The 26624-nt window shown below is 60.5% G+C and carries 22 protein-coding genes and 1 tRNA gene; 18 read left to right on the top strand and 5 right to left on the bottom strand.

Features of this window, described 5'->3' with window-relative positions; all coding sequences use genetic code 11:
• The first annotated feature begins 289 nt into the window (after window positions 1–289).
• The 6 genes from QZS21_RS00005 (at window position 290) to QZS21_RS00030 (ending at window position 5870) form a co-directional block, all read left to right on the top strand.
• Window positions 290–1018: a FadR/GntR family transcriptional regulator gene (locus tag QZS21_RS00005; protein WP_295578721.1), complete on the top strand. Its 729-nt coding sequence runs from the start codon at window positions 290–292 to the stop codon at window positions 1016–1018.
• 99 nt (window positions 1019–1117) lie between these two features.
• Window positions 1118–1558, top strand: a complete 441-nt coding sequence (locus QZS21_RS00010) for a TRAP transporter small permease (RefSeq protein ID WP_295578723.1) — start codon at window positions 1118–1120, stop codon at window positions 1556–1558.
• A 2-nt stretch (window positions 1559–1560) separates the two neighbouring features.
• Entirely contained in the window at window positions 1561–2850 is a 1290-nt protein-coding gene (locus QZS21_RS00015) for a TRAP transporter large permease (protein ID WP_295578725.1), read from the top strand.
• 53 nt (window positions 2851–2903) lie between these two features.
• Window positions 2904–3971, top strand: a complete 1068-nt coding sequence (locus QZS21_RS00020; RefSeq protein WP_295578727.1) for a DctP family TRAP transporter solute-binding subunit — start codon at window positions 2904–2906, stop codon at window positions 3969–3971.
• A gap of 155 nt (window positions 3972–4126) precedes the next feature.
• Window positions 4127–4915, top strand: coding sequence for a sugar phosphate isomerase/epimerase (locus QZS21_RS00025; protein ID WP_295578729.1), 789 nt, complete (start codon window positions 4127–4129; stop codon window positions 4913–4915).
• Between the two features lie 16 nt (window positions 4916–4931).
• Window positions 4932–5870, top strand: coding sequence for a 3-hydroxyacyl-CoA dehydrogenase family protein (locus QZS21_RS00030; RefSeq protein ID WP_295578731.1), 939 nt, complete (start codon window positions 4932–4934; stop codon window positions 5868–5870).
• A 172-nt stretch (window positions 5871–6042) separates the two neighbouring features.
• Here QZS21_RS00030 and QZS21_RS00035 read toward each other — a convergent pair whose 3' ends face one another.
• The 3 genes from QZS21_RS00035 to QZS21_RS00045 form a co-directional block, all read right to left on the bottom strand.
• The gene (locus tag QZS21_RS00035; RefSeq protein WP_295578734.1) at window positions 6043–8838 is read right to left on the bottom strand and encodes an ATP-binding protein; all 2796 of its coding nucleotides are present in this window, start codon (window positions 8836–8838) and stop codon (window positions 6043–6045) included.
• A gap of 136 nt (window positions 8839–8974) precedes the next feature.
• On the bottom strand, window positions 8975–11890 hold the full coding sequence (locus QZS21_RS00040; RefSeq protein ID WP_295578735.1) for a response regulator: 2916 nt from the start codon (window positions 11888–11890) through the stop codon (window positions 8975–8977).
• Window positions 11891–11909: 19 nt separating this feature from the next.
• Window positions 11910–13241, bottom strand: a complete 1332-nt coding sequence (locus QZS21_RS00045; protein WP_295578737.1) for an ABC transporter substrate-binding protein — start codon at window positions 13239–13241, stop codon at window positions 11910–11912.
• 1633 nt (window positions 13242–14874) lie between these two features.
• Between QZS21_RS00045 and QZS21_RS00050 the strand changes: the two genes are divergently transcribed.
• The 4 genes from QZS21_RS00050 to QZS21_RS00065 all read left to right on the top strand — a co-directional run bounded on the left by QZS21_RS00050 (window position 14875) and on the right by QZS21_RS00065 (window position 18117).
• Complete coding sequence (locus QZS21_RS00050; RefSeq protein WP_295578739.1) at window positions 14875–15432, top strand: RNA polymerase sigma factor; 558 nt, start codon at window positions 14875–14877, stop codon at window positions 15430–15432.
• The gene (locus QZS21_RS00055; protein WP_295578741.1) at window positions 15429–16418 is read left to right on the top strand and encodes a hypothetical protein; all 990 of its coding nucleotides are present in this window, start codon (window positions 15429–15431) and stop codon (window positions 16416–16418) included. Before QZS21_RS00050 ends, QZS21_RS00055 begins: the two co-directional genes overlap by 4 nt.
• A gap of 359 nt (window positions 16419–16777) precedes the next feature.
• Window positions 16778–17233, top strand: coding sequence for a LytTR family DNA-binding domain-containing protein (locus QZS21_RS00060; protein WP_295578743.1), 456 nt, complete (start codon window positions 16778–16780; stop codon window positions 17231–17233).
• Complete coding sequence (locus tag QZS21_RS00065) at window positions 17212–18117, top strand: recombinase family protein (RefSeq protein ID WP_295578746.1); 906 nt, start codon at window positions 17212–17214, stop codon at window positions 18115–18117. Before QZS21_RS00060 ends, QZS21_RS00065 begins: the two co-directional genes overlap by 22 nt.
• A 325-nt stretch (window positions 18118–18442) precedes the next feature.
• On the opposite strand, the gene QZS21_RS00070 is transcribed toward QZS21_RS00065, so the two are convergent.
• Window positions 18443–18518, bottom strand: a tRNA-Pro gene (locus QZS21_RS00070).
• Window positions 18519–18658: 140 nt separating this feature from the next.
• Here QZS21_RS00070 and QZS21_RS00075 point away from each other — a divergent pair.
• From QZS21_RS00075 to QZS21_RS00095, 5 genes are all read left to right on the top strand, one after another.
• Window positions 18659–19627 carry a M23 family metallopeptidase gene (locus QZS21_RS00075; protein WP_295578749.1) on the top strand — a complete coding sequence of 323 codons (969 nt, stop codon included), beginning with the start codon at window positions 18659–18661 and terminating at the stop codon, window positions 19625–19627.
• Entirely contained in the window at window positions 19620–20201 is a 582-nt protein-coding gene (locus QZS21_RS00080) for a site-2 protease family protein (protein ID WP_295578752.1), read from the top strand. Before QZS21_RS00075 ends, QZS21_RS00080 begins: the two co-directional genes overlap by 8 nt.
• 157 nt (window positions 20202–20358) lie before the next feature.
• Window positions 20359–20700: a 50S ribosomal protein L19 gene (gene rplS, locus QZS21_RS00085; protein WP_295578755.1), complete on the top strand. Its 342-nt coding sequence runs from the start codon at window positions 20359–20361 to the stop codon at window positions 20698–20700.
• Window positions 20701–20839: 139 nt separating this feature from the next.
• Window positions 20840–21559 (top strand): WecB/TagA/CpsF family glycosyltransferase, encoded by a 720-nt coding sequence (locus QZS21_RS00090; protein ID WP_295579045.1) that lies wholly within the window; start codon window positions 20840–20842, stop codon window positions 21557–21559.
• Complete coding sequence (locus QZS21_RS00095; RefSeq protein ID WP_295578758.1) at window positions 21556–22221, top strand: thymidylate kinase; 666 nt, start codon at window positions 21556–21558, stop codon at window positions 22219–22221. The genes QZS21_RS00090 and QZS21_RS00095 overlap by 4 nt, the downstream gene beginning before the upstream one ends.
• 14 nt (window positions 22222–22235) lie before the next feature.
• On the opposite strand, the gene QZS21_RS00100 is transcribed toward QZS21_RS00095, so the two are convergent.
• Window positions 22236–22454, bottom strand: coding sequence for a hypothetical protein (locus tag QZS21_RS00100; RefSeq protein ID WP_295578761.1), 219 nt, complete (start codon window positions 22452–22454; stop codon window positions 22236–22238).
• 187 nt (window positions 22455–22641) lie between these two features.
• Between QZS21_RS00100 and mltG the strand changes: the two genes are divergently transcribed.
• Genes mltG through QZS21_RS00115 form a run of 3 tightly spaced genes read left to right on the top strand, consistent with a single transcriptional unit; the run spans window position 22642 to window position 26456 of the window.
• Window positions 22642–23799, top strand: coding sequence for an endolytic transglycosylase MltG (mltG, locus tag QZS21_RS00105; RefSeq protein WP_295578764.1), 1158 nt, complete (start codon window positions 22642–22644; stop codon window positions 23797–23799).
• Entirely contained in the window at window positions 23789–25018 is a 1230-nt protein-coding gene (locus QZS21_RS00110; RefSeq protein WP_295578767.1) for a U32 family peptidase, read from the top strand. The genes mltG and QZS21_RS00110 overlap by 11 nt, the downstream gene beginning before the upstream one ends.
• Window positions 25019–25058: 40 nt before the next feature.
• Window positions 25059–26456 (top strand): NAD(P)/FAD-dependent oxidoreductase, encoded by a 1398-nt coding sequence (locus tag QZS21_RS00115; protein WP_295578769.1) that lies wholly within the window; start codon window positions 25059–25061, stop codon window positions 26454–26456.
• The last annotated feature ends 168 nt before the right edge of the window (window positions 26457–26624 follow it).

The following is a 26624-nucleotide window of genomic DNA, read 5'->3' on the forward strand; positions in this document are numbered from 1 at the left end:
GCGACCTCTTCAAGGTTGCCCCCATGCTCACCGAGGCCATCAAGGCCGCCAAGGCTGCCAAATAACCAACCGGCGAATGCCGTGCAAGCGGGACACCCCTTTTGGGGGTGTCCCGCTCGTCTGTTTTCTATAAGAAACGTGGTGAATTTGTAGAAAAAAATAAGGTTGTACAGTAATATACGAGTGTTTCTGTACAAAATCGGTGCCGGTTTTTCTGAATTGCCATCAATTGAAAAACCGGCGGAGACCCGGTATACTGAACATGAAGTGAATGGTTGTCTATTGGAGGTTGTCTAATAAGTATATGGGCATTGTGGAGATTCAAAAAATCAATATCGGCGAACAGGTCTACCACCAGTTGAAAAACCAAATCCTCAGCAGGGAGTGGAAGCCGGGGGAGAAGATTCCCTCGGAGAACCAGCTGATGGGGCTCTTCGGCGTCAGCCGCGGAACGGTGCGGCAGGCGGTGCAGAAGTTGGCGGGGGAGGGGCTGATCGCCACCCGCCACGGCGAGGGCTCTTTTGTCCAGACCACGGGCCTAGACCACTATTTTCAGACCACGGTCCCCCTCTTCACCATCGGCGAGGAGGAGATGGCAAAAATCTTCGAGTTCCGGGAGATGTTTGAAAGCGGCGTGGCGGAGGTGGCCGCCCTGAAGGCCACGGAGGAGCAGATCTGCCGCCTGGAGGAGAACTACGAGCGGATGAAGCAGGAGGTGGAGGTGCTGGACCAGTACGTGCACACGGACCTGGAGTTTCACATGCTGATCAGCGAGTGCACCCAGAACACCCTGGCGGTTCAGATTTTCCACTCCTACGAGGGGCTTTTGGGGCCGTCCATTTTGGATATGACGGCCACCATCGGCAGCGGCAACGGCGTGAAGTACCACGGGCTGATTCTGGACGCCGTCCGCCGCCATGACGCCCCCCAGGCCAGGGCCGTAATGCAGAAGCATCTGGAGGACAACATGGAGCGGTTCAAGCGCATGCGGCTTTTATCCGAGAAGCGGGAGTCCTAGGCGGGACCCGTGCGGGTTCATTTTGGAGGGAGAGATGGAGAAATCATGAAGACGGTAAAAAAAATAGCGGGCAACTTTGAGGGATACTGCTGTGCAGTCATGATTGGGCTGATGTGCGTCGTGGTCTTCTTGCAGGTGGTGTTCCGGTTCATTTTGAAGGCGTCGCTGCCCTGGTCGGAGGAGCTGTCCCGGTACTTGCAGGTGTACATCACCTTCTTCGGAACGGCCTACGGCATCAAAACCGGCGCCCACCTGGGCATCGAGGCCTTCACGCTGCTGCTGCCCAAGACGGGGCGGAAGGTTCTGGGTATTTTGACGCAGGTGGTGGGCATGGGCGTGTGCGCGCTGATTATGAAGTTCGGCGCGGACATCGTGCTGGCCCAAATGGCGTCGGGGCAGGTCTCGCCCGCCATGCGGATTCCCATGTGGACCGTGTACATCGCCATCCCCATCGGCATGGCCTTCTGCATCCTGCGCTATATCGTGGAGATCTGCCGCGCGGTGAAGACCTTCCGCGAGGAGAAAGAGGAGGTGCTGTAACAATGGCAACGGTATTGTTTGTGACCTTTGCGGTGACGGCGGTGCTGGGCTTTCCCATCTGGATCGTGCTGGCGGCCTCCTGCTTTGCCGGGATCAGCGCCGCGTCCTCCACGCCCATGCTGGTCATCGCCCAGCGGATGTTCACCTCCGTGGACTCCTTCCCGCTGCTGGCCATCCCCCTGTTCATGGTGGCGGGCAACCTGATGGAGCGGGGGGGCATCTCCCGGCGGCTCATCAACTTCTGCAACTCCCTGCTGGGCGGCTTTACCGGGGGACTGGCCATGGTGGCGGTGCTGACGTGCATGCTCTTTGCCGCCATCTCCGGCTCCGGCCCCGCCACCGTCGCCGCCATCGGCGGCATCATGATTCCGGAGATGGTGAAGGCCGGATACAGCAAGCCCTTCTCCGCCGCGCTGATGTCGGTGGCCGGGGCCATCGGCGTCATCATCCCGCCGTCCCTCCCCATGGTGAACTACGGCATCGCGGGTTCCGTCTCCATCTCCACGCTGTTTGCCGCGGGCTTCGGGCCCGGCATCCTGGTGGGCCTGGTGCTGATGGGGGTGGCCTACGTCTCCTCTAAGCGCAACGGCTTCGGCCTGGAGAACCGGACGCCCTTCTCCTGGGGGAATGTGTGGAAGTGCTTCAAGAGCGCGGCGTTCGCCCTGCTCATGCCCGTCATCGTCCTGGGCGGCATCTACGGCGGCGTCTTCACGCCGACGGAGGCCGCCGCGGTGGCCACCATCTACGGCTTTGTGGTGGGCACCGTGGTCTACCGGGAGCTGAAGCTCCGGGATTTGCCGGAACTTCTGATGAACGCGGGCAAGAGCACGGCCATGGTCATGATCATCGTGGCGGCGGCCTCCAGTTTCGGCTGGATCCTGACCTCCGCCCGGATTCCGGACGCCATCGCCGCGTTTATGATCGGCCTGTCCAACAACAAGTACGTCATTCTGCTGGTCATCAACGCCTTCCTGCTGATCGTGGGCTGCCTGATGGACGTCACGGCCTCCATCATCATCCTGACGCCCATCTTCATGCCCATCGTGGCCCAGTTCGGGATCAATCCCGTCCACTTCGGCATCATCATGGTGGTGAACCTGGCCATCGGCATGTCCACGCCGCCGCTGGGCGTCAATCTGTTCGTCTCCTGCGGCATCGCCAAGATCTCCATCGAGGAGAACTCCAGGGCGCTGGTGAAATTCCTCATTGCCAACATCGCCGCCCTGCTGCTCATTACATTCATCGAACCCATCTCCCTGCTCATTCCCACGCTGATGGGACTGATCAAGTGACCATTGGATTATGCCGCCGTTTTCCGGCGCATAAAATAGAAGGAGGTTTTGTCATGAAAAGAATGGTTACCCTTTGCCTGGTGCTGGCGCTGAGCCTTGGAATGCTCAGCGGATGCGGCGGAACAGCCCAGACGCCTTCCGGCGGCACGCCGGAACAGCAGACGCCCGAGGATGCCGGCGCGGCCGGCGGCGGAGCGGAGTTCACCTGGGTGGCCTCCTGCGCCAACACGGAGGAGCATCCCGCGGTCCAGGGCGTCATGAAATTCGCCGAGCTGATTGAGGAGAAGAGCGATGGTCGCATCCATATGGACGTGTTCCACAGCGCCCAGCTGGCCAGCGACCGGGACTGCATCGAGGGCATGCAGATGAACACCATCCAGTCCGGCATCATGGTGGCCTCCGCGCTGGCGGGCTTCACCGATGTGTTCCTGCCTTTCGACCTGCCCTTCCTGTTTGAAAGCAACGAGCAGGCCCGCCTGGTCTGCGACAGCGAGATCGGCCAGGATATGCTGGCGGCGCTGGACGACGTGGGCATCAAGGGCCTGGGCTTCATGGAGTACGGCATGCGCAACATCACCAACAGCGTCCGTCCCATCAACGCCCCCGACGACCTCAAGGGCATTAAAATCCGTACCATGGAGAACCCCGTCCACATGGACGCCTTCCGGATCATGGGCGCCGACCCCACCCCCATGGCCTTCGGCGAGCTGTTCACCGCGCTGCAGCAGGGCACCATCGACGCCCAGGAGAATCCGCTGAGCGTCATCACCTCCAGCAAGTTCAACGAGGTGCAGACCTACCTGAGCGTGACGGAGCACCTGTACTCTCCCGCGCCGCTCATGGTGAGCAAGGCCGCCTATGACGCGCTGCCCGCGGATCTCCAGGCCATCGTGGACGAGGCCGGCACCGAGGCCTGCCAGTGGGAGCGAGAGTACTGCAGCCAGCAGGAAGAGCAGATGATGAAGGACCTGATGGACGCCGGTATGGAGATCAACTATCCGGACAAGGCGGCCTTCGTGGAGGCCACCAAGAGCGTGTACGACACCTATGTGGGCGACGGTGCGGACCAGGTCTCTCCCGCGCTGCTGGAAAAGATCGACCAGATCACCGGCAGATCCTGAGCCCTTCGGCCCGCGCGCACCGGCGTGACGGCGACCGCCGCGGCATGAGGCCCGGCAGGGCATCCGCTTTGCGGCGGTGACGGGGACAGGGAGCCTTTTTGTCGGAAACAGAAGGGCTTCCTGTCCCGATTTTTGAGGAGAGAGGGAGGAGGACCATGCAGATCGGATGCTGTGTGCCCATGGACCAATACGAGGCGGCGGTCCGCGCCGGATACGCGTATGTGGAATTTCCCGCCTGGGAGGTGGAGGCCCTGCCGCCGGAGGCACTGGCGGCAGCGGCGGAAACGCTCCGGCGCCTGGGGGTGCCCTGCCTGCGGCTCAACGCCTATTGCAGGGGCGTTCCCGCCATCGTGGGGGAGGGGGCGGACGCTGGGCAAGCGGCGTCCTACGCCCAGCGCCTGATGGAAAAGGCCGCCGTTTTGGGAGCGGCCTGTGTCGGCGTGGGGGCGCCCCCGGCCCGCCGGCTGCCGGAGGGCTACGACCGGGACCTTGCGGACCGGCAGTGCGAGGCGTTCCTCCGCATCACGGCCCAGGCGGCGGCGCCCTATGGGATTCAGGTCTTGGTGGAGGCCATCCAGCAGGGCATGTGCAGTTACATGAACCGGACGGAGGAGGCCCTGGACATGGTGCGCCGGGTGGATCTGGAGAACGTGGGGCTGGTGGTGGATCTATACCACATGGAGACCCAAGGGGAGAACTGGTCCGCGCTGGGGCGGTATCTCCCCTGGACCCGCCACCTCCATGTCAGCACCGTGGGGGAGGGGCTGCGCCGCGGGCTGTACGGCCCGGGGGACGAGGCCCTCTGCGCCCGGACCTTCCGGGCGATTTTGGACAGCGGATACGATGGGACCGTCAGCCTGGAGCCGGACGCGGCGGAGCTGACCCCCGCCGCCCTGGAGACGGCACTGCGCATCATGCGCCGGTCCTGCGGGGCCGGGAACTGACAGGAGGAGAGACGGAATGGATCAAAACCGGATTGTTTTGGCGGGGGCCGGCATGATGGGCGCGTCCCTGGCCCAGGTCTATGCCCAGGCGGGCTATCAGGTGGCGCTTTGGAACGGGTCGGAGTCCGGCCTGGACCGGGCGAAGAACCTCATCGCGCTGAACCAGGAGACCCTTTGCAAGGGTGGGATTTTGACGGAGGCGGACTCCCTGTCCCTGCTGGGACGGATCACCTACACCACCTCCAAAGCCTGCATGGAGGACTGTGCGCTGATGGTGGAGGCCATCGTGGAGAACATGGAGGCCAAGCACGCCTTCTGGGAGGAGGCCAGCCGCATCGCCCCGGAGGAGGCCCTGCTGGCCACCAATACCAGCGGCATGCTGATCACGGAGGTGGCCCGCCCGGTCCACCGGCCGGAGCGGTTTATGGGCCAGCACTGGCTGAATCCGCCCCATCTGCTGCCGCTGTGCGAGATCATCCGGGGGGAGCGGACGGAGGATGTCTACGTGCAGCGGATGTACGATCTGGTGAAGGGACTGGGCAAGGAGCCGGTCATTGTGAAAAAGGACATCAACGGCTTCATCCTCAACCGCCTGCAATACGCCATGCTGCGGGAGGCGCTGTACCTGGTGGAGGAGGGCGTGGCGGAGCTGGAGGACATCGACACCGTGCTCAAGGCGGGCCTGGGCCTGCGGTACGCGGCGCTGGGGCCCTTTGGCGTCTGTGACTTCGGCGGGCTGGACACCTACGACCGGGTCAACCGCTACCTCAATGAGACGCTGTGCGACCGGAAGGACGGGGACCCCCTGCTGGCCCGGATCGTGTCGGAGGGGCGCTACGGCGTCAAGTCCGGCGCCGGGTTTTACGACTACTCCGGCGATCGGGCGGACGTGGCCATCCGGGAGCGGGACCGGCTCTATATCGAGCTGGCCAAGGTGCTGTACGGGCGGAAGTGAGCCGGACGGCAGGGAAGAGCGTACTGGGGAACGGAAAATGAAAAGGCGGGGGCATCGCAAACGATGCTCCCGCCGTTCCTTTGTCTGTAAGGGTGCCGGATCAAATTGCCTTGTTGTCTGGAGCCGATTGCAAATATATAAAAAGCACAGGCGGGATTGACAGTCAAGGGTCTCAAATTCCAGGAATGTTCACCGCCTGGTGCAGCACCTGATAGAGATAGGCGGCATCCACCGGCTTGGCCACAAAACCGCTCATTCCCGCCTCCATGGCCGCATCCACATCCTCCTGAAAGGAGTTGGCCGTCATGGCGATGATGGGCACGCTCCCGGCGTCCGGACGATCCATGGCCCGGATGGCCCGGGCGGCCTCCAGTCCGTTCAGCTCCGGCATCTGAATGTCCATCAGGACGGCCTGAAAGTCCCCGGGCGCACTGTCCCGGAAGAGGGAAACGGCCACCGCCCCGTTCTCGGCCCGGCGCACCTTGGCGCCCTGGAACTTCAGCAGCTCGGTCGCGATCTCGGCGTTCAGGTCGTTGTCCTCAGCCAGCAGGATGCACATCCCTTCCAGGGACTGGGTCCACTCGGAGGGCTCCGGCGCGGACTCGCCGACGCCCAGAGGAAGGGATACCTCAAAGTAAAACTCGCTGCCCTCGCCCGGTGCGCTCCTGAGCTTCAGCTCTCCGCCCATCAGCTCCACCAGGGTCCGGCTGATGGCAAGGCCCAGGCCGGTCCCCTGACTTTTGGCCAGGTTGGGACCCACCTGCTCAAAGGCGCCGAATATCCGCTCCTGATGCTCGGGCGCAATACCCACGCCGCTGTCAACCACCTGGAAACGGTAGCTCCCCCGCCCGTCCCCCCGCTCCGTCTCGGTGACGGTAAGGCGGACCCGTCCGCCGGAGGGGGTGAACTTAAAGGCGTTGGAGATCAGGTTGCTCAGAACCTGCTTGAGGCGCACGGCGTCCCCCAGCACGGCGTCGTCGGTGAGGTCCCGCTCCACCGAGAAGCTGAGCTCCCGCCGTCCCGCCTCCGGGGTCATCATGCTCTCCAGGTCGGTCAGAAGCCGCCCCAGGGAGAAGGGTTCGCTGGAGACCGTCATCATGCCGTTGTCGATGCGGCTCATGTCCAGGATGTCGCTGATGAGGCTCAATAAGTAGTGGGAAGAGGCGCGAAGCTTCAATAGATTCTCCCGCACGCCCTCTGTGACATCCTCTCTCCGGCAGGTGAGCTCGCTCAGGCCCACGATGGCGTTCATAGGGGTACGGATTTCGTGGCTCATCCGGGAGAGAAACTCCCCTTTGGCCCGGCTGGCGGCCTCCGCCCGCTCCAGCTCGCTCGCCATGCGGGCGGCGCGGATACGGGAGCGGGTCACCACCAGCAGCAGGATGCCCAGCAGCAGGAAGATGCCGGCGCACACGGAAATGAAGAGGAAGGGGTTGGCGTAAACCAGCTCTACCACGGAGAGATGGCCGACCCCTGCCGAGATCAGGTTTTGATTGACCAGGGTGACCTTGTCCTCGCTGCTCAGGCTGTTGACGGCCTTGTTTAGGATGGTGAGCAGCTCCACCTGGGTGGGACGGGGCAGGGCAAAGCAAATGTCATTGCGGTTGTTGACGAGGGTGTTGGGCACCACGTTGGAGTAGTGGTGCTCTTGGATGACCTGCTCGATCCGGGCGGAGATGCCGTAAACAAAATCCACCTCGCCCCGGTTTACGGCTGCCAAGGCATCAGGCACGCTGCGGTATGCCCGTTCCTCGGCGGCCCGGATGCTGGCGGGGAGGTGCCGCCCCTCCATGACCGCACCCACCAGGCCTTCGGCAGGGAAGCTGACCGACTTGTTCCGGGCGACGATGTCGTTGAGGGCGGCATAGGTGCTGGACAGGGCCATATCCATCTCTACACCTTCATCCGTCGTACCCAGGAAGGCGCCCAGCATATCCGCCTCGCCCCGGAGGACCAACTCGATGGCTTCGGCATAGCTATCCGCGGACACGTAAGTAAAGGTAAGACCGGTGTATGCCGCCACCCGGTCCAGGACATCCGGGATCAGCCCATTGTGGAGGTCGTTGGCCGACTCCAAACAGTAGAGGGGATGCCATTGGGCCACCACTGCCACCGATACGGTTTGCTTTTGGCTGATGTACGCTTTCTCCTCATCGTTTAAAAAAATATTTGCGATGCCGCTGTCGGTGAAGTTGGCGTCGTAGCGCTCCTTGGCGAAGTTGGGATTGGAGTCGGCAATCTTCTCCAGCGCCATGTTGAGCCCCTCCAGGATGTCCGTGCGGTCCGGCGTCGTGACGATATAGTGGGGCTGGGAATCGAACACGGCCACAGGACGAAAGGCCTCGTCGCCGTCGGAGTGGTTGCCCAGCAGCATGTCGACCTCTCCATCCTTCAAATGCTGGTACAGGTTCCCGTTCTCCGACATCTGTTCGGCGCCGTAGTAGACGATGGTGCAGTCGATCTTGTTGACGGTGAGGAAATCCTGGAGCCTGCGGATGTTCTCCCCGGCGCGGTCGTAAACGCCGATGGTCTTTCCGGCCATGCTTTCCCAGTCGTAGGGCCGTATGCTCTCATCGTCCCTGCGGGAGAGTAGGATGGACTTGGTGTACCCCGCGTTATAGTCCGGGTAGGCGAAGTACTGCTCCAGCACCGGCTGGTAATAGGCCCCGCCCAGCAGGTCGTATTCTCCATTCATAAAGCCCGAGAGGACCGAGTCGCCGTCCGTATCCACATATTCATACTTCCAGCCGGTGTAGTTGGCGATCTCGTTGAGATAGTCCACCACGATGCCGTGCCGGTTGCCGAATTCATCCGTCTCCGTGAACCCAGGCACCTGGGGGAAGGGGACCTTCAACACGCGCCCGGACGCCGCCGCCCGGACGCCGACGGAAAGGACGGATGGAAGCGCGACGGCCAGAATCAGCAGCAGGACCCCGTACCGCCGGGCAGCCCGTCTCAAATTTTTCATTTCGCGTTCCCCTTTCCCGAGATGGTGCGCACAACCTGATGGATACATATTTTTCCATATACTTTTAAAATTCAATCGGTTATTCAGCCCTTTCTCACAGTTGCGCCTCCCAGACCGGCCCAACCGCTTGGGTGTATTATGCCTCTTCACGCCCTGGCAGCAGCTCTTTTAGAATCCGGCAGATATCGTCCATATCAATGGGTTTGCCGGTGTGGGCGCTCATGCCGGCCGCCAGGGAGGCGCGCACGTCCTCAGCAAACACATTGGCCGACATGGCCACGATGGGGATGCTCTGCGCCTGGGGATGGCCCGAGGCGCGGATACGCCTGGTCGCCTCATAGCCGTTCATCACCGGCATCTGGATGTCCATGAAAATGGCGTCAAAGTGGCCGGGGGCCGAAGCCTCAAAGGCCTCCGCGCCCGCCCTTCCGTCCTCGGCCGTCTCCACCGACGCGCCGGAGAGCTCAAAGATCTGGACAACGATCTCACGGTTGAGTTCATTATCCTCCACCAGCAGGAAACGCCTATCGGACAACACATCCTGAGACGATGAATGGGCAGACGCGCCGGCCTTATTGGTAAATATCTTTACCAGGCTCCTGCACAGTACGCTCTTAAAGATCGGTTTTTGCAGGATGGCGTCCAGGGGCTTCTCTGCCGTATCCATTTCCATATAGCCGTCTCCGCCTGTGACCAGAACGGCCCGGGGATCGGCGCCGCCAGCCCGAATGCGGCGCACCGTCTCCATGCCGTCCATGTCCGGCAGCTTCCAGTCCGATACAACGAGCGCATATGAGGCATTGCCTGCGGCGCGGACCGCCTCCTCTCCGAAATGCACGGTGTCCACTGTCATACCAAAGCTGGTGAGATAGGTCTCCAGGAGTTCCGCATCGGTGGGATTGCCGTCCGCCAACAGAACACGCAGGCCCTTCAAAACCGAAGCCCCCTCCAGCTCATCCTCCGCGCCGGGCGGAAGCTTAAATTCCAGTTCGACGGTGAACGTGGTGCCTTTTCCCTCCGCGCTCTCCACAAGGAGCTGTCCGCCCATCGCCTCTACAATATTTTTGGCGATAGGGAGGCCAAGGCCGGTGCCCTCGGTGTGGTTCACCGTTTTGGTGGACTCTCGGGTAAAAGGCGTAAAGAGCTTGGGCAGAAATTCCGGCGCGATCCCGATGCCGGTGTCCGCCACCTGGAACCGGAACAGCGCATACTCCATGTGCCGCTGGGGCAGCTCCTCAATGGTGAACGTGATGGAGCCGCGCTCCGGCGTGAACTTGACGGCGTTGGAGGTCAGATTCAAAAACACCTGGTTCAGCCGCAGCGGGTCGCCCTCCAGCAGTTCATGGCGGATATTTTTTGTCTCCACGGCAAAGGTCTGCTCCTTGGCCCGGCACTGGGGCTGGACGATGGCCAGGTCCCCCTCGATGAGTTCAGACAGGGAGAAGGGCTCCGCTGACAGAGTCATTTTGCCGCTCTCGATCTTGGACATGTCCAGCACGTCGTTGATGAGGTTCAGCAGGTGCTTGGAGGAGACCTCGATCTTGCGGAGGCAGTCCTTCACCTTAGCCTGGTCCTCAATATGGATCTCAGCCAGTTTGCTCATGCCGATCACCGCGTTCATGGGTGTGCGGATGTCGTGAGACATATTGGAGAGGAACCGGCTCTTGGCCGCGTTGGCCTGCTCCGCCGCCGCCACGGCGGCATTAAGATCTTCCCGGATCTTCCGGTCCTGCGTGATGTCCGTGGCGGCGAAAATGTATTTGGCCTCGCCGCGCAGCCTCACCGGGAGCGCGGTGAGCTTCAGCCACACATAGGCCCCCAGCCTGTCGTTGAAGAACCGGCGCTCCCAAAACGTCTTTTCTGTGGGGCGTTCCTCACGCATCCACACCTGCAAGGCCTGCTGAAATCCTCCCGCCGCCTTGCCGTCCGGACTGGAAAAGTCTCCGGCGGGGATGCCCAGCACCTCCCGTGCATTTTCAAACACATACTCCACCCGAGCGGTTTTACCGTCCACGATAAAGATGACGGTGTCGATATTCTGGGAGATGGCCTGATAGATGTTCTGGATATAGAGGTCGGACTCCCGCCGCCGCTTGGTGCCGAGGTAAAGCATCAAGACGGCCAGCGCCAGGGTGACAAGAATGGCCGCGATGACGACCGCAGCCATCCGGACTGCCAGCGAAATGATCTCCGTGCCGTCCTTTTCCACCATGTTCAGCGGGATCACCGTCACAAAATTCCAGCCGGGCTTTTCCTCCAGCGGTACGAAGGAGAGGAACTGCTGCTCCTCCTCCATGTTGAAGGTGGCGCTCCCCCTAGCGCCCGACTGGAGCGCATCCATAAATGCGGCGATCGACTCGGGACTGTTCTCGCCCAACTCCAGCACTTGGCGGAACTGGCTGTAGAGCTGCAGGGAGCTAAAGCGCACGGGGGAGAGGACGATACTGCCGTCGGCATCCAGCACGTAACTGTACCCGGCGTCGTTGTATGTAGTGCCTCCGTAGGTGTTTTGCAGCATCTCTACAGAGTGCGCCACGTACAATCCTCCGGCCACCCGCCCGTCCTCGTAGAGGGGCGTCTGGAACAGGACCTGCCGCTTGCCCTGTGCGCCGATGAAGGTGTCGGAGATGCAGGTTTCTCCCCGAAGGGCCGCTCCCGAGAGGTTTTTGTCCTCTGGGAAAACCCCGCCCTCATCTGCGGGCCTGACGCTCCAACGGTTGCCGCTAAGATCCGTGATCCACAGATTGGTAGCGCCATGCAGCCCGGCGTATTCGTCCACCAGGGTCCGGTCGAAGAACTCGGGACCGTTCATGCTGATGCTGCTGGCCAGGGATTGGAGGGAGAGCAGTTCGGAGTGCATTTTTTCATCCAAATACTGCGCCTTACTGACGGTCAGTTCGCTGATGTTCGACTTGGTCGTGCTGCGCACCAGACTTTGAATGGACTGCACATAACCTTTGTTGATAAAAAGGGCGATCAGGGCCATCAGCATCAGGCATAGGCAGACGGCCAGAAATACCATTTTCTTGCCGTCGAATTCCCTCTTCTTCATCTTGGCCTCCCGCTTTCTCTCAGCCTGTATACGCCGCAATCTGTTCCGCCTGAATGCGGTTGTACTCCTCTGCGGCTTCCTGCGCCGTCATGCCGTCAAACATTTTGATACACAGCTCGCGCACGGTGTCCCAGTAGGTGAAATGAAGTCTCATGTCCTCGATGGGAATCTGCCCGCCGCTTATATACGTTTCGTAGGCCGGCCGCATTCTCTCATTGCTAAGCTCGAACGCAACATCGTCATAAATCGGCAGCTCACTGCCCCCGCCCTCGGAGGTTTTGCGGTAGACGCCGCTTGTGATATAAGAGACGAATTCCAATGCATCCTCCAGGTGCTCGCTGTTGGCGTTGACGCTGAGGCGGGATACCACAGCCGGCAGGGTCACCGTGCCGCCGGGAATGGGGATGCCCTGCGCGATGCAGTTGATCTCCGGATGTTTGCTATCCATCCGTTTTATATTGCCCACTGTAATGAAGTAAAAAGCGGTTTTCCCCGCGGCAAAGTCCGGATAATCCGTTTCCCCCGCCTTGAGCGCGTTGACGGCAGCAGCATCCAGTCCGTCACCGTACCACCCCTCCTCCACTGCGGTCTGGAACAGCTCAAAGCCCTCCAGCATGTAATCGCCGATCTTGACCTCGCCGCTGTTCAGTCCCGCAAGCAGTTCCTTGGAATTCTCCGCGCTGTAGATTTGATAGAGGCCGTTGGCCATCGCCGGAACGGTCAGCGCATACCAGCGGTTGAGGCTCAGCGGCGTACCGCCGCCGGCCTTGATGCTCCGGCAGCAGGTGATGAACTCTTCCAAATTCTGCGGCGGCTCCAGGCCGTACTGCTCCAGCAGATCCACATTGACAAACATGACGTAAGCCGACATGTTTACCGGAATGCAATAGGCAATATCCCCGATCATCGCCTGATCCTTGGTGGCGCCGTTCAGCTTTTCAAAGACGGGGAGACCGGAAAGGTCGTACAAGTATCCCTTGGCGTGGAGCGGCTTTACGCTGTCCGCATTGAGGATGAAGACGTCATCTCCTTCGCCGGCGTCCAGGCGCTGCTCCAGGTATTCATTGAAACCGTCCGCCGTCGAAATTCCCTCCAGCGTCACCCGCAGTCCTGAATGGCCTTCATTATAGCGGTCAATCATCTCCTTGTAATACCGCGCCATGCTGGAATCGTTGTCCGTAGGAGCAAAGAATTTTAGAACCTGCTCATCTTGACCCTCGGCCTCATTTTCCAAAAAGACCTGTCCGCCCCCGATAGCCGGAGTGTTTCCGCATCCAGTCAGAAGGCTCAGGCACAAAATCACGGCCATACATAGTGCCGCTGCGCTTTTTCTCATGATCTCTTCCTCCATTTACAAACAACATTCCGTTATTTGCTGTTTTCGGTTGATATACAGACTTCTTCGGGCGGTTCACAAAGCGTTGTCTCAGCATCCCCTTAGGCCGCTAGAAACGACGTGCTGAGGTAAGAGTCGAAAAATACCCTCTGCTTGTCCGCGTTCACCACCAGGTTTCCGATCCCGTTAAAAGGCCCCGCGGTTATGACTGAAGGACTGCGGCAAGCCGGAGCCCTTGTTTCACTCGGTTATGTTCTAATAAAATATTATAACGCAAATAAATCAAAACCTCAATATGTGTCTTATTTTTTGACAGTTCATATTCGTTTCTCGGTAAACGCTTTCACTAACAAGCTGTAAACTGAAACAAGATTGACAACGTACATGTAATTTGCTGTAATATACTCATCCTTTTTTCCGTTAGGTGCCGTGCCTATTCTATTGAGTGTTTTCTTCCACATGCGGCTTTCACATAAGAATATAAAAAGCGCCGAAGCCTATTGTGGATCTGGCGCATAGTGATGGCAACTCAATGTGGAATTGCTCCTGAGGGTACGTTGTTTCTTCTATTCTCTTTTTTACACTGTGCTCCCCGGCCGGGAGTTCAACTCCTGCCGGAGTGACTTTCTGGGTGCTTAATATCTAAAATGCGAGGCCCTCAACTTTTCTCGGTTGAGGGCCTCGCAAGGCTTGAAAACACTGGCTTTTCGGGTCAAATCTCTTTTTTGCCTTGTGCGTTTTGCTGAGCGGAATTATAGGACTTGGAGTACCCCAGGAAAAACAATGGTCTGCGAGCAGTGGGTATGTGGTATTTACAACAAAAATCCAAACTGTGGGCAAACGCCATCAAATGAAATGACAGGCAGCGCCTTATATCCCTAAGCCTCTGGCCAGTGTGGCCAGAGGCTTTCCATCACAAAACGGGCTCCGGTGATAGATCTCCCGTCGCCGCCCGTCCCTGGGCGCGGGCGGGGTTGACAGTCAAGGGTACGTAGCACCGCCGCTTCGCGGCGGCTTGCCCTTGACGGGCGGCCCCGGCTGTGCTATCCACCAGGGGCGGGGGATAAGGTTGAACCCGCAAATTAAAAAATCGGAGCGTGTGGAAACGAAACACACATGAAAACGAGGGCTGGCCTGTACGCTTATAGCCCGAAAAAAGCCGCTTGCTTCAAGGCTTTGCAGGCCCGGTTTGCAGGGGGCTGGTATCTTTTTATGGCCTGCCCCTGATTGGAACTTCAAAGCGTAACATTTAAGGCCGGAGCGTGGACAATCGGGCATTCAAAACCCGCTTGTACCAAGGCTTTGCGGGGCCGGTTGACAGAGGGGTGGTATGATTTCATGTCCCACCCTTAATTCTTTCCACAGAAGCTAACATTTCAGTCTTGGTGGGCGGGAAAATAGGGCCCAGGAGCGATAGCGACAGGCCGCAGACAATAAGGGTACTTCTGGTCAGTGTGGCCAGAAGTACCCAGCGGGTTTGGGGGCACCACAGCAAACCGCGCAATTCATCCCTTTATTGCATCCTTGCCTGCAGGCGTAAAAAGAAATAAAATGAAGAGGAAAAATTACATTATTTCATGCGACCAAAGACAGAAAACGGGAAGTAGATAGGTGAAGGGCCCTTACATAGACCATAGGAGGTGGCAGGATGGAGGACAACCGAATTGTAGATTTATATTGGGCAAGAGACGAGAGCGCAATCACGGAAACTGCGTCAAAGTATGGGAAATACTGCTATGCCATTGCGTATAACATTCTCTGCGATCAGGAGGATGTGGACGAGAGCGTAAACGATACCTATCTCGGCGCGTGGAACGCCATGCCTCCCCACCGTCCATATATCCTTCGTTCTTTCCTCGGAAAAATTACCCGGCGCGTATCCCTCAAGAAATGGCGGGATAGTCATCGGGACAAGCGTGGCCGCGGCGAAGTTTCCCTTGCCCTTGACGAGCTTTCGGAGTGTGTGCCGTCAACTGTCATGGTGGAGGATGAAATTATGGCGGCGGAGCTGTCAAAATCGCTCAATCGCTTTACTGCCAATCTGCCGGTTACGGAAAGGCAAGTCTTTCTCTGCCGCTATTGGTATCTGGACTCTATCGAGCAAATCAGCACAGACTTTGGTTTCAGCACCAGCAAGGTAAAATCCATGCTCCGCAGGACAAGGGCAAAGCTGCTTTCACATCTAAAAAAGGAGGGAGTGGCATGAACGCAAGTCACATTCTCGACGCTCTGGGAACGATCGATGATAAATACATTATGGAGGCAAAGGAGAGAAGTTTTATGAATACAACCCAAAAAGCCCGAAGCATGAAGCGGACGCTGGCGCTCATCGCGGCGATTGCCGCGATGCTGACCCTTTGCGGATTTGCCGCGTACCAGTTGGGCTGGTTCGACCCGTGGCTGCAAAAGCCGTCTGCCGATCCGGTGCAGACCGTCCAAAGCGCGATTGAAGGTCAGGCTGGGAAGGAATATACGGTCAGCGTGCGTGTCCATGAAATCAAAGTGGATGAAGATGAAACGGCGCGTGTCGCGGCCATGTATTCCGGCAGCGAGCTTGCCCAGGCGCGGGGCTGGACGGACGAGTATCTGGCAAAACACTTTGTTGTGGTATATGCAGACTATTATGTGGAGTACGACCACACAAAGACCTTTATGGACGACGGCCGCACGCAGCAGTATTTTTACCTGACCCAGGACACGGAAACCGGGAAATGGACGATCAGCGACAACACCTCGCCGGATACAAGTGCGACCTCCAATGTTGTGTGGGAATATGAGCCGCTTTTAAGCTCCAAACTCCCCGCATTTCCGTTTCAGTTTGATTTGCCCTATTCGACCATTCAAGCAGAATGCGATACCGGCACGCTCATAGGCTATCAAGACCACGACGGTACAGCTTATCCGCAGGGCAAACAACTATCACTCCCAAGCGGCAGTACCCTTTACTGGACGCCCCAGGCAGAGGAAAATTATAAATATGAGCCTTCTGTCGAAATCACTTTTACCATCTACGATGAAGGTGAAGCGACTTTTAGCGGCGCTATCTCAATTCAAGCTGAACCAGCCGGGAGCGATTCGGAACCTGTTGTTTACTCCGCTGTACTCAATGAAGGGTCGGGTCTTTCAATGACACAGGCAACCGACACAGAGGGAGCGGTTATCACAGTCGCATTTAAGCCGCTTGAAAATTAGCCGCCCATTTGTGAAAAGAAAATAGATAATAAGAAAAAGCGCTTGGGTGCAATAATCGGCGCGGTATGCGGTGCTACTCTTATTCTCTTTGGAACGGTTGGAGTTTGGACTTCAAATATGACCTATCACATAATCGACACAATGCCGAATACTCATGTAGTCAGTCAAGGTGCTACTACTCCGATTTGTATAGCGTTCATCTTTTTAGGCGTGGGCCTAACCTCATGGGGCATATACAAATTGCGTGAGCAGCACCACCCATATCCCGAAATCGACCACCTATTAAAAAACAATAGTGGGGCAATTTCCAAATCCCTATATTAAAAATGCAAGAAGCCGAGAGGAAAGGAGGTGACATCATGCAAGTTGAAGTAAAAATAGATGAAAACTGCAAAAACCCGAAAATCATCATTGTTGCCGACAAAATGACGGACGAAATAGGCGCTCTTGTGCAAAGCCTCTCCGCATCTTACCCAAAGGTCATTGCGGTTTTTTCCGGGGACGAGGTTCGGCTGTTGGAGGAAAGCGAGTTTGTCTGTATCGATGCGGCAAACCAAAAAGTCTATGCTGAAACGGCAAACCGAGAGTACATTTTGCGCCCCCGCCTCTATGAATTGGAGGAAGGGCTGAACAAGCGGCTCTTTGTGCGTATCTCTATGAATGAGTGGTACACCAAGGACATCTCCAAGAAGCGCCGGATCGTCAACAAGCTGAAGGGCAATTCCGGCGTCCCCCTCTCGCCCCCGTCCTATGGGTACAGGAAAACCCGGAGGCCGCCCCCACCCGCTGGATCGTGGACGAGGCCGCCGCCGTGAACGTCCGCCGTATCTTCCGCATGGCCATGGAGGGCTTCGGGATCGGTGAAATTGCTCCGTCACTGGAGGCCGACGGCATCCTCACCCCCACCGCCTACTGGCAGAGTATGGGCGTGGGCCGGGACGGGAAAAAGACCAGGTTTTCCCCTAGCGATTGGCGGCACTCCACCGTTGCAAAAATCCTCGCCTTGCAGGAATACTGCGGGGATGTGATCAACTTTAAGACCTTATTCAAGTCCTGCAAGATGAAAAAACAGATAGACAATCCCGAGGAAAACCGGGCCGTGTTCTTGAATGTGCATGAGCCTGTCATTGACCTGGAGACCTGGGAGAAGGTACAGAAGAAGCACGGCACCCGCAAGAAGCCCACCACCAAGGCCGACACGGAGCGGAGCATTTTCACCGGCCTGTTGAAATGCCCTGCCTGCGGCGGCAATCTCAACTTTCATTTCAACCAGGGCAATCACCACATCAAATACTTCAGCTGCTGCAACTACAACCGGGGCAAGGACAAATGCACGTCCACCCATTATATCTATATCCGGCTGGACTTCCTGGAGCGAGTGGTGCTGGAGGAAATCCGCCGCCTGACCCGCTTTGCCGATGAGTACGAGGACGATTTTGCACAGGCCATTGTGGGGCGCTCCATGAAAAGGTTGGAGCGTGACCGCGCCAGAAGGCAAAAGGAGCTGGATGGCCTGTTGGCCCGGGTGAAGGAGCTGGATGTGCTTTTTGAACGTATCTATGAGGACAGCGTGGCCGGGAAAACCAGCGACGAACGGTTCTCCCGCATGGCGAAAAGTACGAGCAGGAGCAGGGAGAAGTGGCCGGAAAAATTAAGGCCCTGCGGAAAGAGCTTCGCAAGGAGGGCGGCCAAACGATGACCGCCGAGTGGTTCCTTGATACGATCCGCCAATATACCGACGTGCGGAAGCTGACCCAGCGCGGTGACGGAGCTGATAGACCACATCGACGTGTATCGCGCGGAGAAGGTGGACAGCGTGACCCGCCAGCGGGTGGTCATCCATTATCACTTCATCGGCGCGTTTATCGCCCCCAAGCGCAAGGACATCCCCGAGGCCGCCATCCTCATGCAACCAAGAAAGGGAGCAGCCGTTTGCTGCTCCCCGGAACAATGCGTGATGGATTTTGAGCATAAAAAAGCGGAGTGTCCTTCTAGGATCTCAAATCCTAGAAGGACACTCCGCATGGTCCGAGTGGCGGGATTTGAACCCACGGCCTCTTGGTCCCGAACCAAGCGCGCTACCAACTGCGCTACACCCGGAAATTGCTGGGATGACTGCCCGGCGGTTTCCCACCCGCCACAGCTAATCCATTATACGGAATTTTTTCGAGAATGTCAAGGTAATATTCCCGGAAAAACGGACATAGGATGCGGAAGAGCGATGAACGGGAGGGAAGGCTATGACTTCACGGCAGGCGGGACGCAGAATCAGTACCATTGCGGCGGAGAAGCGGCGGCGCGGCGGTGTGCGGGGCGGCACGCGGCAGGCGGCCCGGCGGAAGGCCGCGCCCCTCTCGTCCAAGGAGCGGCAGCGGCTGGTGCAGCTGGTGATCTGCGGCAGCGTCTTTGTGCTGCTGGTGGCGGCCAAGCTGCTGCTGCCGGAGAAGATGGCCCAGATGAACCGGCAGCTGGCGGGGGCTCTGGAGCAGAATATGGACGTCCGGACGGTGTTCTCCGCCGTGGGGCGGGCCTTCAGCGGCGAGGCGGACCTGGGCGGCGCCGCTCAGGAGGTCTACCAGGCGGTGTTCCATCCCCAAGCGGCGGGGGAGGCCCTGGAGACGGCCGCATTGGGGGAGCTGGCGGACGGCGCGGCGCTGGGTACGCTGCAGCCCTACCGGAAAGCGGCGCCGGAGAGTCTGCCGGAGAGCCAGCCGGAGTCGGAGGCGGCGGAGACGCCCCAGGCCGCCAGTCTGGCCTATGTACTCTACTCCGACAAGAATCTGCCGGAGGGCGTCAGCATGGAGCAGGCCATTTTGAATTTTGACTACTGCACACCGGTATCCGGTGTTCTCTCCTCGAACTTTGGCTACCGGGAGCACCCGGTGGAGGGGGAGGAGCGGTTTCACTACGGCGTGGACCTGGCGGCCAACACCGGCACCGCCATCGGCTGCTTTGCCGACGGCACGGTGAAGGCGGTGGGGGAGAGCAGCAGCTATGGCAAATACTGCATCGTGGACCACGCCGGGGGCTATTCCACTCTGTACGCCCATTGCAGCCGAGTCACGGTCTCCGCGGGCACCGGGGTGACGGAGGGACAGAAGATCGCCGAGGTGGGGGAGACGGGAATGGCCACCGGCCCCCACCTGCACTTCGAGCTCCACCGGGACGGCGTCTATCTGAATCCCATCTACTATGTCTCCCTTGCGTAGACTCCGGGTCTCCGGCGCCTTCTGGCTGCTGGTGCTGTGGTTTGGCGCGGTGAACGGATGGGGGCTGCTGGGGACGGTGCTGCTGGCGGCGGCGGTCCACGAGGCGGGGCACTGCCTGGTGCTGCTGGCGGCGGGCGCCCGGATCACCGGGCTGCGGATCGGCGTGCTGGGGGCGGTGCTGGAGACGGACAGCGTCCGGCTGTCCTACGGCCGGGAGCTGCTGGGGGTGCTGGCGGGGCCGGGGGCCAATTTGCTGCTGGCCTGGGTCCTGCGCCCCCTGGGAGAGGCGGCGTCCGCCGCCGTGGGCGCCAATCTGGTACTGGCGGCCTTTAACCTGCTGCCCATCTACCCGCTGGACGGCGGCCGGGCGCTGGGACTGCTGGTCTCCTGGGCCGCCGGGCCGGAGGCGGGGCACCGGCTCGTCCGCTGGACCGGCGCCGGGACGGGGCTGGCGCTGGCAGGCGGGGCGGCGTGGCTGATGTGGCGGACCGGGGGGAGCCTGTGGCTCCTGCCCCCGATGGCGGGAGCGCTGGCGGCGGCGGGGCGGAGCCTGACGGGGGCCCTGCCGGAGTGAGGCGGCGGTTTTTGTAAAATAATGCTTGCAATCTAGCGGGGGTTATGGTATCCTATTACGGCTAGAAAGGGCGGTCCTCTGCCGTGTGCGGGCCGGATACTGGCATCTGCACAGGGAAAAGCGGCAAGAACGCCTATATTTGAGGAGGAAATACCCCATGAATCTCATTGAGGAACTGAACAAGGAAACCCTGGCCAACGAGGCGCCCCAGGTCCAGATCGGCGACACCGTGCGTGTCCACGTGAAGGTCACGGAGGGTTCCCGCGAGCGTATCCAGGTCTTCGAGGGCACCGTCATCGCCAAGAAGCACGGCGGCATCGAGGAGACCATCACCGTTCGCCGCATCTCTTACGGCATCGGTGTGGAGAAGGTGTTCCCCGTCCATTCTCCTTCCATCGACTCCATTGAGGTCGTCCGCAACGGCGCCGTCCGCCGGGCCAAGCTGTACTATCTGCGCGGCCGCGTGGGCAAGGGTGCCAAGATCAAGGAGAAGCTCTGATCCCAAAGGACAAAGAGAGGCGTATGCCTCTCTTTTTTCTTGCCAAAAGGGCAGATGGAGGAAGGTTTTGGGTTGCACAGAGGTCGACCCTTATGGTATAATGAAAAACTGTATGAGTATGTAAGTGGTAGGTGATTCCATGCGCATCGACGTGCTTGGCGTCGGTTTTGACAATCTGACCATGGAGGAGGCCGTCTCCCGGGGGATGGCTCTGGTGGCGGAGGGCGGCACCCACTATGTGGCGACGCCCAATCCGGAGATCGTGGAGGTCTGCCGGGAGGACCCGGCGGCCCGGGCGGCGGTGAACGGCGCGGACCTGGTGCTGCCCGACGGCGTCGGCGTGGTGAAGGGCGCCAGGATGCTGGGAACGCCCTTGAAGGAAAAAGTGCCCGGCGTTGAATTTGCCGCCCATTTGATGGAAAGACTGGCAGAGGAGGGCAAGTCCCTCTATCTGCTGGGGGCCAAGCCCGGCGTGGCGGCCCGGGCGGCGGAGCGGCTGGTCCGGCAGTATCCGGGGCTGCGGCTGGCCGGGATCCACGACGGCTACTTCCAGGAGGACGGCCCCGTGACGGAGGCCATCCGCCAGAGCGGCGCCGACGTGGTGTTCGTGTGCCTGGGGGCGCCGAAGCAGGAGCTGTGGATGCAGAAAAACGGCCCGGCCACCGGCGCAAAGCTGCTGTGCGGCCTGGGCGGGAGCCTGGACGTGTTCGCCGGCGTGGTGCAGCGGGCGCCGAAGTTCTGGTCCGACCACGGGCTGGAGTGGTTTTACCGCCTGTGCAAGGAGCCCCGGCGCATCGGGCGGATGATGAAGCTGCCGCTGTTTTTGGTCCATGTGAAGCAGGAGAGAAGACGCAGATGAGTGGAAAACTGATTGTATTTGAGGGGACCGACGGCTCCGGCAAGGCCACCCAGGCCCGGCTGCTGTGCCGCCGCCTGGACGAGGAGGGCGTGGCCTACCGGGAGATCGACTTCCCCCGGTACGGCAATCCCTTTGCCGAGCCCGCCCGGCTGTATTTGGAGGGGGCCCTGGGAAAGGAGCCGGGAGACGTGAACGCCTACGCCTCCTCTGTGCTGTTTGCCGTGGACCGCTTTGCCTCCTACAAGGAGGATTGGGGCGGGTTTTATGAGGCGGGGGGGCTGATTGTGGCCAACCGCTACACGACGTCCAACGCCGTCCACCAGGCCTCCAAGCTGCCGGAGGGGGAGCGGGAGACGTTCCTCCAGTGGCTCTTCCAGCTGGAGTACGACCGCCTGGGCCTGCCCAGGCCGGACCTGGTGCTCTATCTGGACATGCCCACGGAGATCACGGAGCGGATGCTGCGCAGCCGGGAGGACCGCACCGGCACCCACGCCGACATCCACGAGCGGGACGAGGCCTATCTCCGCCGGTGCCGGACCAGCGCCGGGGCGGTGGCGGAGGCCTGCGGGTGGACGGTGATCGGCTGCGCCCGGGATGGGGCGCCCCGCCCGCCGGAGGAGATTCACCGGCAGGTGTACGGCATTGTGCGGGAGCTGCTGTAAGGCTTGTCTCCTTTTCAGGGCTGGAGAAAGGGCGCTTCGCGCCCTCCCTCCGCCGGACGGATCAGCAGCAGGTATCGTTGCAGCCGCAGCCGCAATTGTTCCCACAGCCGCAGCCGCAGTTGTTCCCGCATCCGCAGCCGCATCCGCAGCTGTTTCCGCAGCCGCAGCCGGACCCCCAGATGCTGCCGCTGCCGCAGCAGCAGCAAATCAGGATGACGATGATGATGAGCCACAGGCAGGAACCATTGTCGTTTCCGTTGTTAAAGCACATAGGATTGTCACCTCACTTTGAGACATTCTATGCGCCGGGAGCCCGAAAGGGAGCCTGGCCATTGGAAAAAATTTGGTTGGACAAGACAAAACAGGAAAATTTCGGGCCGCTTTTGGGAAAACCCGGGGCGGGGAGTCATGGAGGTTTCAATGGCTGATTACAAAAAGGGAGATACCGCCAGCTGGGACGCCGGAGAGGTGCGCCGCAGCCGGGGAGAGCAGCAGTCCGCCCGCCCTGCGGGCACTACCCGGCGGCGCCGGCGCCGCCGCATCAATCCGCTGATCTATCTTCTGTGCGTGCTGATCGCCTCGGCGATCCTGGCGGGCGTGGGCTGGCTGCTGATGTCGGATTTCTGCGCGTTCAACCGGGGGGTCATCACCAAGGCCACCGTGGAGGTGACGGCGGACGACACCGTGGGCACCATCGCGGAGAAGCTGGAGGACGCCGGGCTCATCCAGTACAAGTGGTTTTTCCGGCTCTTCGCCGGTGTGACCGACGCCCGGGAGAAGATCGGCATCGGCACCTATGAGCTGAACACCGACATGGACTACCGGGCCCTGGTCACCGGGATGCGCAGCTCCTCCGGCAACATGAACGCGGACACCGTCCGGGTCACCATTCCGGAGGGCTACACCGTGGCCCAGACCATCGCTTTGCTTGCCAAGAACAACGTCAACACGGCGGAGGCGCTGACGGAGGCCGCCCAGACCGCCGTCTTCGACTACGACTTCATCGACAACAACGCCGGGGACATCAGCCGCCTGGAGGGCTATCTCTTCCCCGACACCTATGAGTTCTACGTGGGCCACGACCCCAAAAACGCCCTGGAGCGGCTGATCAACAACTTCGACCGGAAGCTGGACGAGGACCGTCTGGCCCAGATTCAGGCCTCCGGGCACAGCCTCCGGGAGATCATCACCATCGCCTCCCTCATCGAGAAGGAGACCGACGGCACCGACCAGAACATGATTGCCTCGGTGATCTACAACCGCCTGAACGACAGCGGCAGCCACGGCACCTACAAGATGCTGAACATCGACGCGTCGCTGCTCTACGCCCTGCCGGACCACCAGGGACCCATCACCGCGGAGGACATGCAGGTGGACTCCCGCTACAACCTCTACAAGTATGCGGGTCTGCCCCCCACGCCCATCGCAAACCCGGGCCTCACCGCCATTGACGCCGCCCTCTACCCCTCCACCAGCGACTACTACTATTACGCCCTGGGCAAGGACGGCAAGCACCGCTTCTCCAAGACCTTGGAGGAGCACAACGCCTTCCTGAACAGCGGAGAGTATGGCGGATAAGAGAGCGGTGCCGGAGTTGCTGGCTCCGGCGGGGGATATGGAGCGGCTGCGGATGGCCGTGGCCTACGGCGCGGACGCGGTGTACCTGGCGGGCACCGCCTTCGGGATGCGGGCCTTCGCCGGGAACTTTTCGGCGGAGGAGCTGCCGGAGGCGGTGGCCTATGCCCACAGCCGGGGCGTCCGGGTGCACTGCACCATCAACACCATGCCCCGGTGCGAGGAGATCGCCCGCCTTCCGGAGCATCTGGAGCGGCTGGCGGACGCCGGGGTGGACGCCCTGATCGTGGCGGATCTGGGGACCTTCACCCTGGCGGGGAAGTACGCCCCCCGGTGCCAACGGCACATCTCCACCCAGGCCAGCGTCTCCAACGACGTGACGGCCCGAGCCTGGTACGATCTGGGGGCCTCCCGGGTGATCTTGGCCCGGGAGGTGGGGCTGGAGGAGATCCGCACCATCCGCCGGCGGACCCCGGCGGAGCTGGAGCTGGAGGCCTTTGTCCACGGCGCCATGTGCGTCAGCTACTCCGGGCGGTGCCTGCTGTCCAACTATATGACCGGCCGGGATTCCAGCCGGGGGGCCTGCGCCCAGCCCTGCCGGTACCAATATGCCCTGGTAGAGGAGAAGCGCCCCGGGGAGTACTTCCCCGTTGAGGAGGACGCGCAGGGCGCCTACATCCTCAACTCCCGGGACATGTGCATGATCGACCACCTGGACGATCTGCTGGACGCGGGGCTGGACAGCCTGAAGATCGAGGGCCGGGCCAAGTCCGCCTACTACGCCGCCATCGTCACCGGCGCCTACCGCCACTGCCTGGATGCGGCGGCGGAGGGCCGGGCGCCGGACGGCGTGTGGCGGGATGAGGTGGAGCATGTGAGCCACCGACCCTACTCCACTGGGTTCTACTACGGGCCGCCGGGTCAGTATTACGAGACTTCCCGGTATATCAGAGAGTGGCAAGTGGTTGCACTTGTCACAGAGTGCGACAGCGATGGAACCGCCGTACTGTCCCTGCGCAACAAATTCCGGGCGGGGGACACAGTGGAGGTGGTGGGGCCGGACCTTCGGCCCTTCGCCATGGAGGTGCCGGTCATGGAGGACGCCGCGGGCGCGCCCCTGGAGGAGCCCCGGACGCCCCAGATGACCTTCCGCATGAAGTTGCCCCGGCCGGTACCGCCCCTGACCCTGGTACGCCGCCGGGCGGACCTGTCCGCCAAATGAACGGCGGGCGGATGATAAAGAAAAAGAGGAGAAATCAGCGATGAACGCAGACGTTGTGATCGTGGGTGCCGGCCCCGCCGGTATTTTCACCGCCCTGGAGATGATCAAGCGGGGCAGCCGGCAGAAGATTGTGATGGTGGAGAAGGGCCAGGCGGTGGAGAACCGCCACTGCCCCAAGGACAAGACCCGCAAGTGCGTCAACTGCAAGCCCTACTGCCATATCACCACCGGCTTCTCCGGCGCCGGCGCCTTTTCCGACGGCAAGCTGTCCCTGAGCTACGAGGTGGGCGGGGACCTGCCCACCCTGATCGGGGAGGATCTGGCCCAGGAGACCATCCACTACGCCGACAAGATTTATCTGGAGTTCGGCGCGGACGAGCATATCGAGGGCCTGGGCCACGAGGACGAGCGGAAGGAGATCCGCCGCCGGGCCATCCAGGCGGGGCTGAAGCTGGTGGACTGTCCCATCCGCCACATGGGCACGGAGAAGGCCCAGAACATCTACTTCGGCATCGAGAAGTTTTTGCAGGACAGCGGCGTGGAGATGTACTTCGGCTATGAGTGCAGCAACCTGATTCTGGAGGACGACGTGTGCCGGGGCGTCTCCATCTCTGACGGTAAGACGGACCTGGACATCTACGCCCGGCACGTGGTGGTGGCCACCGGCCGCCGGGGGGCCGACTGGCTGGAGAAACTGTGCGCGGAGCACAACATCGCCCACGCCCCCGGCACCGTGGACATCGGCGTGCGGGTGGAGGTGCGCAACGAGGTGATGGAGACCGTCAACCGGGTGCTGTACGAGTCCAAGCTGGTGGGCTATCCCAAGCCCTTCAAGAACAAGGTCCGCACTTTCTGCCAGAATCCCGGCGGCTTCGTCAGCCAGGAGAACTACGACAACAACCTGGCGGTGGTCAACGGCCACTCCTTCAAGGAGATGAAGAGCGACAACACCAACCTCTCCATCCTCTGCTCCCACAATTTCTCCATCCCCTTCAACCAGCCCATCGCCTACGCCCAGAAGGTGGGAGAACTGACCAACATGCTGGGCGCGGGCCACATCCTGGTCCAGCGCTTCGGGGACATTCTGGACGGCAAGCGCACCTGGCAGAAGGAGCTGGCCCAGTCCAACATCAAGCCCACGCTTCCCGACGCCGTGGCCGGGGACATCACCGCCGCCATGCCCTACCGGGCCATGATGAACATCATCAACTTCATTCAGGCCATGGACTACGTGGTGCCGGGCTTTGCCTCCTATGAGACGCTGCTCTACTCCCCGGAGCTGAAGTTCTACTCCAACCGGGTGAAGATGGACACGGACTTCAACACCAGCCTGAAGGGCCTCCACTGCCTGGGGGACAGCTCCGGCTGGACCCGGGGGCTGATGATGGCCTCCGTCATGGGCGTCCTGATGGGCAGAAAGATCGCCGGAGAGGGTTAAAAAGCCCCCGTACAGCCGCCGGAAGACCTTCCGGCGGCTGTTTTTGTGCGGCGCCGGGCCGCGCCGGAAGACCGCTCTTTCAGATTTTTCTTGGCAAAAGCGGGAAGATGTGGTAAGATGCGGGCTTATCGGGAGAGAACGACACAGATCGAATTGAGGAGGAACGTA

This window comes from uncultured Oscillibacter sp. (assembly GCF_900544955.1).
GTDB lineage: Bacteria > Bacillota > Clostridia > Oscillospirales > Oscillospiraceae > Oscillibacter.

Coding starts and splice junctions, on each gene's coding strand:
- QZS21_RS00010 (WP_295578723.1), top strand. CDS start 1,118: ATGATTGGGCTGATGTGCGTCGTGGTCTTCTTGCAGGTGGTGTTCCGG.
- QZS21_RS00015 (WP_295578725.1), top strand. CDS start 1,561: ATGGCAACGGTATTGTTTGTGACCTTTGCGGTGACGGCGGTGCTGGGC.
- QZS21_RS00020 (WP_295578727.1), top strand. CDS start 2,904: ATGAAAAGAATGGTTACCCTTTGCCTGGTGCTGGCGCTGAGCCTTGGA.
- QZS21_RS00025 (WP_295578729.1), top strand. CDS start 4,127: ATGCAGATCGGATGCTGTGTGCCCATGGACCAATACGAGGCGGCGGTC.
- QZS21_RS00030 (WP_295578731.1), top strand. CDS start 4,932: ATGGATCAAAACCGGATTGTTTTGGCGGGGGCCGGCATGATGGGCGCG.
- QZS21_RS00035 (WP_295578734.1), bottom strand. CDS start 8,838: ATGAAAAATTTGAGACGGGCTGCCCGGCGGTACGGGGTCCTGCTGCTG.
- QZS21_RS00040 (WP_295578735.1), bottom strand. CDS start 11,890: ATGAAGAAGAGGGAATTCGACGGCAAGAAAATGGTATTTCTGGCCGTC.
- QZS21_RS00045 (WP_295578737.1), bottom strand. CDS start 13,241: ATGGAGGAAGAGATCATGAGAAAAAGCGCAGCGGCACTATGTATGGCC.
- QZS21_RS00050 (WP_295578739.1), top strand. CDS start 14,875: ATGGAGGACAACCGAATTGTAGATTTATATTGGGCAAGAGACGAGAGC.
- QZS21_RS00055 (WP_295578741.1), top strand. CDS start 15,429: ATGAACGCAAGTCACATTCTCGACGCTCTGGGAACGATCGATGATAAA.
- QZS21_RS00060 (WP_295578743.1), top strand. CDS start 16,778: ATGCAAGTTGAAGTAAAAATAGATGAAAACTGCAAAAACCCGAAAATC.
- QZS21_RS00075 (WP_295578749.1), top strand. CDS start 18,659: ATGACTTCACGGCAGGCGGGACGCAGAATCAGTACCATTGCGGCGGAG.
- rplS (WP_295578755.1), top strand. CDS start 20,359: ATGAATCTCATTGAGGAACTGAACAAGGAAACCCTGGCCAACGAGGCG.
- QZS21_RS00090 (WP_295579045.1), top strand. CDS start 20,840: ATGCGCATCGACGTGCTTGGCGTCGGTTTTGACAATCTGACCATGGAG.
- QZS21_RS00095 (WP_295578758.1), top strand. CDS start 21,556: ATGAGTGGAAAACTGATTGTATTTGAGGGGACCGACGGCTCCGGCAAG.
- mltG (WP_295578764.1), top strand. CDS start 22,642: ATGGCTGATTACAAAAAGGGAGATACCGCCAGCTGGGACGCCGGAGAG.
- QZS21_RS00110 (WP_295578767.1), top strand. CDS start 23,789: ATGGCGGATAAGAGAGCGGTGCCGGAGTTGCTGGCTCCGGCGGGGGAT.
- QZS21_RS00115 (WP_295578769.1), top strand. CDS start 25,059: ATGAACGCAGACGTTGTGATCGTGGGTGCCGGCCCCGCCGGTATTTTC.